12 protein-coding genes and 2 riboswitches are annotated in these 12,680 nt (G+C 64.8%); of the genes, 4 read left to right on the top strand and 8 right to left on the bottom strand.

The features are described from left to right. Positions 1–35: 35 nt before the first annotated feature. Positions 36–116: riboswitch (glycine riboswitch) on the bottom strand. A 15-nt stretch (positions 117–131) separates the two neighbouring features. Beyond that, positions 132–219: riboswitch (glycine riboswitch) on the bottom strand. A gap of 102 nt (positions 220–321) precedes the next feature. The 7 genes from T31B1_RS13435 to T31B1_RS13405 are packed head-to-tail and all read right to left on the bottom strand — an operon-like array spanning position 322 to position 6,779. Then, a complete protein-coding gene (locus T31B1_RS13435) occupies positions 322–1,530 on the bottom strand; it encodes a UbiH/UbiF/VisC/COQ6 family ubiquinone biosynthesis hydroxylase (protein WP_353250022.1) in 1,209 nt (402 codons plus the stop codon). After that, complete coding sequence (ubiH, locus tag T31B1_RS13430; RefSeq protein WP_353250021.1) at positions 1,527–2,753, bottom strand: 2-octaprenyl-6-methoxyphenyl hydroxylase; 1,227 nt, start codon at positions 2,751–2,753, stop codon at positions 1,527–1,529. Before ubiH ends, T31B1_RS13435 begins: the two co-directional genes overlap by 4 nt. Next, positions 2,750–4,114, bottom strand: a complete 1,365-nt coding sequence (gene pepP, locus T31B1_RS13425) for a Xaa-Pro aminopeptidase (protein ID WP_353250020.1) — start codon at positions 4,112–4,114, stop codon at positions 2,750–2,752. Before pepP ends, ubiH begins: the two co-directional genes overlap by 4 nt. Next, positions 4,114–4,665 (bottom strand): UPF0149 family protein, encoded by a 552-nt coding sequence (locus T31B1_RS13420; protein ID WP_353250019.1) that lies wholly within the window; start codon positions 4,663–4,665, stop codon positions 4,114–4,116. Before T31B1_RS13420 ends, pepP begins: the two co-directional genes overlap by 1 nt. Before the next feature lie 53 nt (positions 4,666–4,718). Then, positions 4,719–5,183 carry a JDVT-CTERM system glutamic-type intramembrane protease MrtJ gene (gene mrtJ, locus T31B1_RS13415; RefSeq protein ID WP_353250018.1) on the bottom strand — a complete coding sequence of 155 codons (465 nt, stop codon included), beginning with the start codon at positions 5,181–5,183 and terminating at the stop codon, positions 4,719–4,721. After that, entirely contained in the window at positions 5,158–6,435 is a 1,278-nt protein-coding gene (locus T31B1_RS13410; protein ID WP_353250017.1) for a JDVT-CTERM domain-containing protein, read from the bottom strand. The genes mrtJ and T31B1_RS13410 overlap by 26 nt, the downstream gene beginning before the upstream one ends. After that, entirely contained in the window at positions 6,414–6,779 is a 366-nt protein-coding gene (locus T31B1_RS13405) for a hypothetical protein (RefSeq protein ID WP_353250016.1), read from the bottom strand. Before T31B1_RS13405 ends, T31B1_RS13410 begins: the two co-directional genes overlap by 22 nt. Positions 6,780–6,915: 136 nt before the next feature. On the opposite strand from T31B1_RS13405, the gene argE reads away from it, so the two are divergent. From argE to T31B1_RS13385, 4 genes are all read left to right on the top strand, one after another. Next, positions 6,916–8,091 carry an acetylornithine deacetylase gene (gene argE / locus T31B1_RS13400; RefSeq protein ID WP_353250015.1) on the top strand — a complete coding sequence of 392 codons (1,176 nt, stop codon included), beginning with the start codon at positions 6,916–6,918 and terminating at the stop codon, positions 8,089–8,091. A 24-nt stretch (positions 8,092–8,115) separates the two neighbouring features. Beyond that, on the top strand, positions 8,116–9,477 hold the full coding sequence (gene argA, locus T31B1_RS13395; protein WP_353250014.1) for an amino-acid N-acetyltransferase: 1,362 nt from the start codon (positions 8,116–8,118) through the stop codon (positions 9,475–9,477). Next, positions 9,474–10,217: a 16S rRNA (uracil(1498)-N(3))-methyltransferase gene (locus T31B1_RS13390; RefSeq protein WP_353250013.1), complete on the top strand. Its 744-nt coding sequence runs from the start codon at positions 9,474–9,476 to the stop codon at positions 10,215–10,217. The genes argA and T31B1_RS13390 overlap by 4 nt, the downstream gene beginning before the upstream one ends. A 204-nt stretch (positions 10,218–10,421) precedes the next feature. Continuing rightward, the gene (locus tag T31B1_RS13385; RefSeq protein WP_353250012.1) at positions 10,422–11,261 is read left to right on the top strand and encodes a hypothetical protein; all 840 of its coding nucleotides are present in this window, start codon (positions 10,422–10,424) and stop codon (positions 11,259–11,261) included. A 226-nt stretch (positions 11,262–11,487) separates the two neighbouring features. On the opposite strand, the gene T31B1_RS13380 is transcribed toward T31B1_RS13385, so the two are convergent. Next, on the bottom strand, positions 11,488–12,570 hold the full coding sequence (locus T31B1_RS13380; protein WP_353250011.1) for an RES family NAD+ phosphorylase: 1,083 nt from the start codon (positions 12,568–12,570) through the stop codon (positions 11,488–11,490). Positions 12,571–12,680 lie beyond the last annotated feature (110 nt).

Raw genomic sequence — 12,680 nt, 5'->3', positions numbered from 1 at the left:
GGGTTGACGGACACGAAACGACCTCGGCTTTCGCCTGTCGCCCCTCTGTCCTGGCACCTGAGAGATTTGCCCCGTCGGTGAACCGCATGTGGCGGTTGCTCTCCAGAGTCGATCTTGCCCCTGGCTTGCGGGGCAACCGTGCGGTCCTTTTGCCTGAGCGTTTCCGGGCGGTGTGCGCCTTCGGCGGCGGGCTGGCCCGCTCTCTCCCACACGACTGGCGATCGAGTCACGACTATACCGACGTGATCGCCTCGCGCCAAGGCGCCCGGATCCCGGCCGGACCGAGCCGGCCGGCAAGAGCGCTCCGTCCGGTCGCGCGTGTCAGCGCAGCAGGCGCGGTCCGTCGGTCGAAAGCCCGACCGCATGATGGATCATCAGCTGGCGGATCGGGGCCAGACCGGCCGCGGCGCCGATCGCATGCCGGCGCAGACGACGCACCAGCGGATTCGCGCTGCCGTAGGCGCGCTTGAGCAAATCCGTGGCACCGAGCATCATCAGGTTCTCGGCCATACGGGCGCGCTGATAGCGCAACAGATCGGTCTGCTCGCCGGGTCCGCGCCCGGCTTGTCGCCCGGTTTCCAGGGCGCCGACCAGTTCGGCAACATCCAGCAGACCGAGGTTGACCCCCTGGCCGGCCATCGGGTGCAGCACATGGGCAGCATCGCCCACCAGGGCCACGCGCTCGTCGCAATAGCGCTTGGCATGAAGCAGCTTCAACGGGAACGCCGCACGCGTATCGATCGCTTCGATATCGCCGAGCACGCCGCCGCTGGCCTCGGTCAGTCGTGCACGGAAGGCATCGTCATCGAGTGCCGCCAGCTCGTCGGCCAGCGCGGCGTCGGCATGCCAGGCCAGCGAACAACGGCCGTCGGACAACGGCAGGAACGCCACCGGCCCGGTTTCGGTGAAACGCTGCCAGGCGATATGACGATGATGCCGCGCCGGCCGTACCGCGCCCACCGTGCAACGCTGGCCATACCCCCAGCCGACGGTGCCGATGCCCGCGGCTTCGCGCACGGGCGAATTCGCCCCTTCGGCGCCGACCACCAGCCCGGCCGTGATCACCCGATCGTCGTCCAGACGCAGACTCGCCCGATCGGCCTCGACGCGCAGCGAGGCCATCTTCGCCGGACAGTAGACATCCACCCGCCCCATGGCCTGCCAGGCGGCATCGACCACCAGCTCGTTCTCCACGATATGGCCCAGTTCCGGCAGGCCCACCGCCGTATGCTCGAGAAACAGCATCTCCTGCGCGCCGGCTTCCCATACCTTCATGCCGGTGAACGCACAGGCGCGCGTGTCGGCGACCGTACGCCACAGGCCGAGGTTGTCGAGCACGCGGCGCGGGCCGGGCGCGATGGCCGACAGACGCAGATCGTAGTCGGCGCCGGGATCGAAACGCGTCGGCTGGCGGGCCTCGACCAGCGCGACCGAGAAATCGGCCTGTTCCAGGGCGACGGCCAGTACCGCACCCACCATCCCGCCGCCGACGATGGCGACATCATATTGGGCCCGTGGGGTGCGACTCATGTTCGGTGTCCCGTATCCAGTGGCGGCGCCACGGCCAGCCCCATGCTGCGGCGGGCCATGTCGTCACGGATCGCCGGCCAGAGCGAAAGCCCCGCCAGGCCGGCGCCGCGCGCATGCCCCAGACCGGGTATGCGATTGGAAAACACGCGGACGATGGCGTCGGTGAAATTGGCCACCCGCTGCTGGTCGGGCGCGCGCGCTTCGGCCCAGGCCGCCAGCAGATCGGCGTCGCCCGGGTCGGCGCCCGGATCAGCTTGCATCCGCTCGCCCAGCATGGCCGCGAATACCAGCGCATCGCGGATCGCCAGGTTGAAGCCCTGGGCGGCGGCCGGATGCAGCGCGTGTCCGGCATTGCCGATCAGCGCGGCCCGTCGCGATACCGGCTTGTCGCACAACACGCGCGCCAACGGGTAGCTGCCGCGCGGCCCGGCCAGGCCGAGCCTGCCCAGACGCTGGCCGAAGGCCTCCTGAAGAGCGGCGACGAAGGCATCCTCGCCGATTGCACACATCTGTTCGGCGATATCGCTGGGCAGCGTCCAGACTGCCGCACAACTTTCGCGGGTCCGGGGCAGCAGCGCCACCGGACCGTCGGGCGTGAAGCGTTCGTAGGCACAGCCGTCATGCGCGCGCTCCGGTTCGACGATGGTGATCAACGCGCGTTGCCGATAGTCGTCGATACGCGCGCCGATGCCCAGCGCCTCACGGACCGACGACCGCGCACCGTCGGCGCCGATCAGCAGGCGCGCGCCGATCTCGCGGCTGCCGCCGCCCGGCTCGGACAACGCCACCCGAATACGGGTGTCTTCATGCGACAACGTCTCGAACCGCGCCGGCGCAATCACATCCACACCCTCGAGACGATCCAGGCGCTCTCGCAGTGCGGCGATCATGGCCAGGTTGGGTATCACATAACCCAGTGCCGGCAAATCGTAGTCGGCCGCGGACACACGCACCCGACCGAAATGGCCTTTCTGAGAGACATGCAGCTGCCGGATAGGCGCGGCATCGCGGGCCATCGCAGACCACAGGCCCAGCTGCTCGAACAGCGTCCGCGTCCCCCAGGCGATCGCCGTGGTCCGGGCCGCCATCTGCTCATCGGCGGGCGCATCGAAGGCCACCGCCTCGACCAGCGCGATACGCAGCCCGCTATCGGCCAGCCCGCAGGCCAGGCTCGCACCGGCCAGGCCGCCGCCGATCACCACGATGTCGTAATCGGTGCTCACGCGCTGTGTCCGGCCATGAGCGCTTCGATCGCGTCGGGGTCCTTCGGGACACCGGCCGTGAGCACTTCACTGCCCTCGGCGGTGATCACCACGTCGTCCTCGACGCGGATGCCGATGTTCCAGTATTCGCGCGCCACGCGCTCGTTGCCCGCCCTGACATACAGCCCCGGCTCGACTGTCAGTACCATGCCCGGCTCGAGCGGGCGCCATTCGTCGTCGGACTTGTAATCCCCGACATCGTGGACATCCATGCCCAGCCAGTGGCTGGTTCCGTGCATGAAGAACGGCCGATAGCTTTCCGATTCGATGACTTCGTCGACGCTGCCCTCGCACCAGCCGAGCGCGATCATGCCGTCGACCAGCACCCGCAGCGCCGCCTGGTGCGGCGCATTGGCCGGCGCCCCGGCGCGCGCGGCGGCGATACCGGCACGGTTGGCGGCAAGCACGATATCGTAGACGCGCCGCTGGGCTGCACTGAAGCGGCCGTTGGCCGGAAACGTACGGGTGATGTCGCCGGCATACCCGCGATACTCGGCGCCCGCGTCGATCAGCACCAGATCGCCGTCGGCGATCCGTGCGGCGTTCTCGATATAGTGCAATACGCACCCGTTCTCGCCGGCGCCGACAATGCTCGGATAGGCCCAGGTCATGCCCTCGGCTTCGAAGGCGAAGTGCAGTACCGCGGCCAGCTGGTATTCGGCGACCCCGGGGGCCGCAGCCTGCATCGCCGCGACATGCGCGCGCGCCGAAGTAGCCGCGGCCTGGCGCATGAGCGCGATCTCGGCATCGGATTTGCGCAGCCGCATCTCATGGACAATCTTGTCGAGAGCGACGATCTGCTCGGGCGGCGTGCCGCGCCGGCCCTGGCTGCGCAGCCGCTCCAACGCCTGGAGCACGCCGTGCTCGAAGCTCTGATGCTGGCCCAGCGTGAGATACAGCCGTTCGCGTCCGTCAAGCAGGCGCGGCAGCCAGGCCGAAAAATCGTCGATGGCCACGGCATGATCGGCGTCGTACCAGGCCATCGCCCCCTCGAGCCCGGCGCGTCGGCCGACCCAGGTCTCGGCCTCGGCATCGCGCTCGCGACAGAACAGCAGGTAGTCGCCCTTGTCGAACCCCGGCGCGATCACGGCGATCGCCTCCGGTTCGGAGAAGCCGGTCAGATAACGGAAATCGCTGTTCGGACGGTAGGGGTAGTCGACATCGTTGTTGCGGTTGCGCTCGGGCGTGGCGGCGATGATCGCGACCCCGCGCTCACCGACGATCTGGGCAAGCTGACGCCGGCGCACGACATGATCGGGCTGGTGATCGGCATGCGCCAGATGCGAGATATCCGGTAGATCGAGCGAACGCTGGTTATTCATCAATGCAGCGACTCGCGCTTGATCGGGCCTTCCCGCTTGGGCTGCAGCTCCAGAAATATCATCTGTACGCCGACCCGCACGTATTCGACCAGCTCGGCGTAGTCGGCCTCGGCCGATTCGGCGTCGCTGTCTTCTGCGGTCAGCCCGGCGCGTGAGAGCTCGGTCAGATCGGACACCACTTCGCGCACCTCGGCCGATAGCCGCGACAGGTCGAACTCGCTGTCTGCGCTCAGCCCGTACAAAAAGCCGGCGCACCAGCGCGCCAGCGAACCCACCCGGTTCTCCAGGGCGACGTCGTCGTCAGGCAACAACGGGCGAAAACTCAGATCGGGGTCGAACAACCCTTCCAGGGTGATCTCGCGCAGCGCATCCATGGCGGTATCGAGGCTGTCGGTTTCGACATCCTCGAGCGCGCGGCGGCCGTTGGCTTCGTTATCAATGCACAGCATGCCGGTCAGCGTGCCGTGCACCTCGCCCGGTGTCTGAACGGATTCGGCCTGAGCCAGACCGTGGGCGAGCGCGTCGAACAGGTTGGCGGTGTCTTGGGTCATCGCGGTCTCGATTGCAATCGGCGCATGGTAACAAAGGCGTCGCCGCGCGCGGCTCAGGCGACAGTCAACAGACACAGATAGACCGCGTTATAGCCGGCATGCAACAGCACCGGCGCGGCCAGCCGGCGATGGCGTTCGTAGGCCCAGCCGAACACCAGCGCGGGAAGCACGGTCGCCAAGGCCCAGGCCGGCGGGTGAGTCCACAGATGGCACATACCGAACACGACCGCCGTGATCGCGTTGGCCAGCGTCAGCGGCCCCACCCGCGCACTCCATCGGGCGGCCAGGCAATCGTGCAGTCCGAAGCGGAACACGACTTCCTCGAGCACCGGCATGAGCCCTGCCATCAGCCACAGCGCCTGCAGGCCGGGCCAGTGCAGGGCCAGCCGGGCGGCGGGCGTGGCGGCAATCAGCGCAACAGCCGGCAGCGCCGCGGCCAGGGCCAGACCGTAGAGCGGATCGCACCACAGCCTCGCCCTGACCTCGACGGGTTCAGCCTCGCCGGCGCCGATAGCCAATACTCAGTGCGGCCAGCACGAGCATCGCCAGCCAGAGCGGGTCGGCCCGCTGGCCGCCGACCAGCGTACAGCCGCCGCCGCTGCTTGTGCTGTCGTCGCCGCTGGAAACCGCCGTGTCCGCGTCGATCTGGGCATCGACGCCGTTGACCGAGGCCGGTTCGCGCGTTGTATCGGCCGGCGCTCCGGCAATCGCCGGAGCATCGATATCCGGACAGCGCGTGCCGTTGATCAGCGACCAGCCGATATCTTCGAGCACGCAGGCCGACAACCCGATGCCCGCAGTGACTTCGTCCTCGTCGGTGGCGAACGGCTCCATGATCTGGTCCGGCGTGAGGCGCGTGTCCCAGTGGGAGATCGAACTCCCGGGGCGCATCACCGCCGGTGCATACAACTGCAGCCGCCCCTGTGAAAATCCGTCACTCAACACCGTCATCGCCTGGCTGTTGGTGTTCGCTGCCGACCAGACGACATAAGGGTCGTTGGTCAACGAGGCCGCACGTTGTTCGTCGGTCAGGTCCGGCCACAGCGGTTGGCCGTCGAACGACAGATCCTGAATGAAACTGCTGAAGATATCCGGCAGCCGCCGGCCATTCGATGCGGCGGCCGGAAACTGGCCGACACGCGCACTGGCGCTATCCTGCAGACGCACGAGCGATACGAATCCCAGCCCGTGGGTGAGTTCGTGCACGGCGGTGCTGACAAACCGTGAGGCGGCACCCGGCTGTGCGCCGTCGAGGCCGTAATACCAGCGGCGCCCGCGCAGGCAGTCATTGTCGCCGGCATCCAGCGCAGTGTTGAAGGTGGCCTGGATATCGTTGTCCACACCTGCCACGCGGCGACCGCGCAGCGCATTGGCCAGTGCCACGGGGTAGTAGACGTCGGCGCGCGCGGCCGAGGCGCCGAAGTTGGCGGTATAGGTCGCCGGCGCGGCCTGACCGAGCGTGGCGCTGTTGCGCGTACAGCCCAGATTGTCGAATCGCGCCGCGATACGAATCGGCACGGCGCTGTCTATACGGCTGCCGAGAATATCCGCGGCGTACTGCAGCGCGACGCGCCGCTGAGCGCCGAGTGTGGTGCCCTGGTTGCCGCCTACCGGGCTGACCGGCGTCGGGTCATTGAAGCCCTCGCCGGGGGCATCGTCGATCACCAGTTGCATGGTGGCCGCGATGGTCGGCCCGGCCAGCAACGTGCCGACAGCCACCAGCAACAGCCGCAGCCCGGTTTGCACGGTCAGGGCTTGTTGCGTTCGCACAGCGCCTCCCGGGCATCCTGGCCGTGCGTTGCGCGAGCATGGCCCATGCGCAGACTGCCATCGTCGCAGTGCACGGCTTCCAGCGCCGGCGCATCGGTCTGATCCGGGGTATACATGTCGGCACCGTCGGCGTTGGTCCAGGCCTTGCCCTTGCCCTGGTCCGGCGCGGCTCGGCGTGCAGCCGGTGCCGGCGAGCCGGCAGCCGGCGGCTGATCGATCACGTCGCCGGTATCCGGGTCCAGATAAATCGTCTGACCGGTGTCGCCAGTGGCCAGCGTCGTGCCCGCGTACAGGCTCAGCCCGACCAGGCCCAGCGCCGCAAGGCTCGCAATCTTGATACGCATGCTTCGAGTATCCATCCGTTTTAGAAAACGCCAAGCGCGCTCGGCGCCGCTTCGTGCCCGGTTTCGGCGGGTTGTATCATGATAACCGCAACGCCGAAGCCACCCCATTCCGCTCGCCACCCGACAGGAACGGTTCATGACGACTCTCGACTGGCGCGACACGCTTACCGACCTGATCGGCCACCGCACCGTCAGCAGCGGCGATCCCGCGCTGGACTGCGGCAACCGCGAAGCGGTCGGGGCGCTGGCGGACCGGCTCGAGGGCGCAGGCTTTAACTGCGACATCACGCCGATGGCCGCGCGCGCGGATAAGGTCAATCTCATCGCCCGGCTCGGCCCGGCCGAGCGCGCGGCGGCGCACGGGCTGGTGTTCGCCGGCCATATCGATACCGTGCCCTACGACGACCGCGGCTGGCAGAGCGATCCGTTTACCCTGACCGAGCGCGACGGTCGGCTGTTCGGGCTGGGCAGTTGCGACATGAAAGGCTTCATCGCCATCGCCGCAGCCGTGGCCAGCGAATACGCCGAACGCGATCTGGACGCGCCCATCAGCCTGCTGGTGTCCGCCGACGAGGAATGCGGCATGGACGGCGCCCGTGCGTTGCTCGATGCCTATCGTGAGCACGGCCGGCGACCGGGCCGGTTCTGCGTGATCGGCGAGCCGACCAACCTGGTTCCGATCCGCCAGCACAAGGGCATCTTCATGGAGACGATCGAGGTGCACGGCGCCTCGGGGCATTCCAGCAACCCGGCGCTCGGTGCCAACGCGATCGAAGGCATGTATCAAGCGCTTGGCGCCATTCGCGCATTGCGGGACGATTTGGCCGAGCGTCAGCGTATTGCCGGTTTTCCGGTGCCCCATGCCACACTCAATCTCGGCGCGATTTCGGGCGGCGACAACGCCAACCGCATTCCGGCGCGCTGTCGGCTGGATATCGACCTGCGTTTTCTGCCGGGCATGACCATCGACGCCCTGCGCGCCGAATTGCACGAACGCGCTCGGGCTGCGGTTGCCGGCAGCGACTGCCGGATCGAATTCCGCGAGCTGTTCACCGGCACGCCGGCTTTCGAAACCTCGGGCGAGTCGCCGATCGTAACCGCCTGCGAAGAGTTGTCGGGCCACGCCGCGGCGGCGGTGGATTTCGGCACCGAAGGCGCGTTCTACAACGCCATGGGCATGGACAGCGTGGTCCTCGGCCCCGGCGATATCGCCCAGGCCCACCAGCCCGACGAATATCTGGCGCTGGAGCGCATCGCGCCCATGCAGCGCATCCTGCGTGGACTCGTCGAGCGCTTTTGCCTCGCCGAATAAGCCCTTGGTGCGCATAATGCGCGCATGAGCAGCCATCTCGCCGACCTGTCCGCCGCCGATCACGCCGACCCCGATCAGGCCGCGCTCGTGCGCGCCCTGCGCGCGAGTGCGCCGTATGTGCACGCGCACCGCGAGCGTACTTTCGTGATCCACCTGCCGGGCGAAGCCGCGGCCTCGTCGGCGTTTGCGGATCTGGTCTACGACATCGCCCTGCTCGCCAGTCTCGGCGTACGGCTGGTGATCGTGTTCGGCGCGCGCCCGCAGATCGATGCCGCGCTCGCACAGGCCGGCATCGCCAGCCGGTTCGTCGACGGCGTACGGGTGACCGACGCCGCGGCACTCGCCTGCGTGAAACAGGCAGTCGGCAGTCTGCAGATGGATCTGGAAGCCCTGTTGTCGACGAGCCTTGCGAGTACGCCCATGGGTGGCGCGCGTATCGCCACGGTCAGCGGCAACCTGGTCACCGCACGCCCGGTGGGTATCGCCGGCGGCGTCGACCATGGCCATACCGGCGAGGTACGGCGCGTGGACGTGGCCAGCATCAACGCGCATCTCGAGCGCGGCGCGATCGTGCTGCTGTCATGTATTGGCTATTCGCCCTCGGGCGAGATCTTCAATCTGTATGCCGAGGAAGTGGCCACTGCCACCGCCACCGCGCTCGCCGCCGACAAGTTCGTGGTGCTGCACCCGGGCGCGGCCCTGCACGAGCGCTTTGCCGACACACCCGCCGAACTCAGCCCGCAGGCTGCCCGCGATCTGCTGGCCACCGCCGATGCTGCCCTTGAGCCGGCCGACCGGGCACGTCTGCAGGCCGCCATCGCGGCCTGTCAGGCCGGCGTCGCACGCGCGCATCTGGTGAGCTTCGATACCGACGGCGCACTGCTGCGCGAGCTTTACTCGCGCGACGGCGCCGGCACCATGATCGCCGCCGACAACTACGACATCACCCGCACCGCTACGCCCGAGGATCTGGGCGGCGTGCTCGCGCTGATCGAACCGCTGGCCGCCGCCGGCGTGCTGGTGGCGCGCTCGCGCGAACAGGTGGAACTGGATATCGGCCGCTATATCGTCATGGAACGCGACGGCCTGATCACGGCCTGCTGCGTGCTCGTGCCCTACGCCGACGAAGGTGTGGGCGAGCTGGCCTGTGTGGCCGTGCACCCGGCCTATCGCGGTCAGGACCGCGCCGCACAGCTGCTGGCCGACGTCGAACGCCGGGCGGCTCGCGAGGGTCTGGCACGCATCTTCGTGCTCACCACCAAGACACCGCACTGGTTCATCGAGCACGGCTTCGCACCCGCCGACCTCGACGCCCTGCCGCTGGCCAAGCGCGCGCTCTACAACTACCAGCGAAATTCGGCGGTACTGATCAAACGCCTGGCATGAGCCGGCGCGCGCACGTCCCGCGGGTGTTCGTCGACGCCCCGCTCGCCGCGGGCGCGACCGTCGAACTCCCCGAGGCCAAGCGTCATCACCTGGCCACCGTGCTGCGCCTGAAAGCCGGCGCGCCCGTCACCCTGTTCAACGGCGATGGCAATGAATACGCCGCACGTATCGATCACACCGATCGCAAGCACATGACGCTCGCCGTCGAAGCCCGGCACTCGCCGCGGCGCGAATCGCCGCTGTCGATCACGCTCTACCAGGCGATCGCCCGCGGCGACCGGATGGATTTCGCCTTGGCGAAGGCCGTCGAACTCGGCGTGACCGCCATCCGGCCGGTGTTCACCGAGCGCAGCAAGGTCAAGCTCGACGGCGAACGCCTGGCCAGGAAACAGGCCCACTGGCAGGCGGTGGTCGAATCCGCCGCCGAGCAGAGCGGCCGGCTCATCCGGCCAACGCTCGAATCCGCCACCGACCTGTCGCGCTGTATCGCAAAGGACACCGATCGACTGCGGCTGATGCTTGCCCCCACGGCCACCGGCGGCCTGCAGAGCGTCACCGCCACCGATCGCATCGCCCTGCTCATCGGCCCCGAATCCGGCCTGTCGGATCATGAAATCGATACCGCCGCCACGGCCGGCTGGCAAGCCGTCACCCTCGGCCCGCGCATCCTGCGCACCGAAACCGCCGGCATGGCGGCACTCGCTGCATTGCAGTCGCTTTGGGGGGATCTGGGCGGTTGAGCGCCTCGGTTTTCCGGCTGGAGGACCATGGCCGGTACCTAATGCCTCTCGTCCGGCAATCGGCTATCGCTTGTCTATCGAGTAGTCGTCCGTTACTTCGGTGATTGGTCGGCTACCGGCCAAAAGCGGACTTTAGCGCCGCGCTCTTGAACTATCGTTACAGTTCGAGCTAAGCATGGCTAATGTCTAAACGAGGAGAAAGCGATGGTGACGCCAAAAAGTAAGGAAAAATTTGTTGGTTTCGTGGATATACTCGGCTTCTCGCAACAAGTGGAGTGGCGAGAGCATGACGACGAACTATCGATAAACGACTTGCTTAAAGCAGCGGAGGCATTAGGTTCAGATAAAGATAAGCGTGATATCGAAATCGACGGCCCGACGTTGTGCCCTGACGCAAAGAAAATTCAGAAGAATTTAGACTTCCAAATTACCAAGGTATCCGACTGTGTAGTTGTTTCCGCAGAACTCTCTCCGGCAGGCGCACTTGCTGTAGTTTTCCACTGCTGGAAGGCCGTTCTTAGATTAATGATCGAGGGATTCATGTGTCGCGGCCATATTAGGCGAGGCAACATCTACCACGACGGTAGCCGGTTCATAGGGACTGCTTTTCAAGATGCATATAAGGCTGAGGGCAATGTCTCGGCGTTCCGTACCGATGACAAGGAAAGCGGGACGCCCTACGTCGAATTAGACGCATCTATTACTGACTATGTTTTAGGCTGTAACGACGAGTGCGTTATTGAGCAATTCAAAGATCTTACTATCGAGGACGATGGCACCTACGTCCTTTTCCCATTCGGTCAATTCGTCCGTATGAGCCAGCCCAATTCGGAGACAACCTTGCATAAGCTGCGACGCGACATCAATCTAATCAAAAATCAGATTCAGGCGGTAATCGACACCGTTGAGAATAACGTTAACCCCAGCAACGCCAAGGCGTGGCGTAAAGGGCAGCACTATATAAATGCGTTACGGCGCGAGCGTGAGCGCGCCGAAAACCAGTATAAAATGTTTGAACGATTGCAGACGCCGTTCCCTAGCTAAAGCTGAATAGATCAAACCACTACGGCCAAACTTAAGGCGGTCACGATTGTTAAGCCGAAACCGATGTTCTCATTTACCTGATCGAAAGCAATAGTCGAATAGCGCTGGCCATATCAGAGTGCGCGAAAAGTCTATAGCTCGAGGCGGCCAACGCTGCGCCTTCACAGCCAGCTATCCATGTCACGGGCTTTTATGCGTAGGCGATCCGTGGACGTTGCGACCGCACTCAATAGGTCACTGGCCCGAAATGCCCGATATATCCAACTTGAGTAAGAACTAAGCGGTTGATGCACTTGACGTTCGCTAATCCGCTCGCGACCGGTTGCCCGAATAAAGCAAAGTTCCGGATGGTAAATGCCTCTGCGTATTTATCCCGCTCCGGGAGATAGCGCCGTAGAGAAAGACCATAGGCGGTCTCAAATGGACGACCACCCGTGCGGATCAAGCTGAAAAATGACGGATAGATTATGCCGTCGAACCCCGCGTCTCTTGTTGCCATCGCGATTGCTCGTGAAATTTCGTACGAATGAGATCGCGCAAGGAACAGCATGTGGATAGCCATATCAAGACTTTCGAATTCAGTCCCTTCTTCTTCGAGTACATGCGTAAGGTCGAGAAGACGCAAATCCCGTTGTGCGGTGAGAGTAGCGACATAAATATCGTCTTCAGCGGAGGCGCGGCACTCATGGATACAGACATCGATATCCTGTGATCCGTACATCACCGAAAAACCGGCTGAATCCAGGCGACCGTTGCCTGCGAGGTGAACCGGCGGGCTGTCGTACTCCAGCGGTTCCGCAGGATGCTGAGGGCTAACTCGAAGTCGATAGAACTTCGTGTTTTTCGCGAGTTTTTTCTCTGGGTATTCGCTCAACACGCGGCTAATGATCTGGGGTCGCGTCGCGCGCCTCTGCAACGCTTTGAGTGGCTCGACTTCGCCGAGCATCCAAAGCCGTGGACCATAGTGGAAGAAGCCGACCTTTGCAGCGTCTTCAATCAGTTTGATATCGCTCTCAAGCCATGGCGAAGGCGAAATATCGCTTTTCCCGTAATGATATTCGTTGAATTGGACCACCGGCGCTGCGCCGTAATCGCAGCGGATAGTGGTGCCACTAACGAAGAAGCGCCACGCAAGACTCTCGACGTGCGCTTTCGCTAGCTTTCTCCCATCTGATCTCCCGCAGTTCGGGCATTTATCCTGAGAATCAAGGCCATGGTTCCATGCATCGATTCTCAGCCCCTCGTCTGCAAAACAATTCGAGCAGAGAATAGGTCTGTCGTCGTTATTATTTGTCGTTTCTTCGTTCACCTGCGCTCCATCGCGGATTGACGAAGATTCACGTCCAGTCGTGTCAATCCGAACTTACGAAACACCTCACACAGCTATCGGGTACAACAGCATTTAATAACAGAATAAGC

Origin of the sequence: Salinisphaera sp. T31B1, from assembly GCF_040361275.1 — a bacterium.
Lineage (GTDB): Bacteria > Pseudomonadota > Gammaproteobacteria > Nevskiales > Salinisphaeraceae > Salinisphaera.
This window is presented reverse-complemented; position numbering and strand designations above follow the sequence as displayed.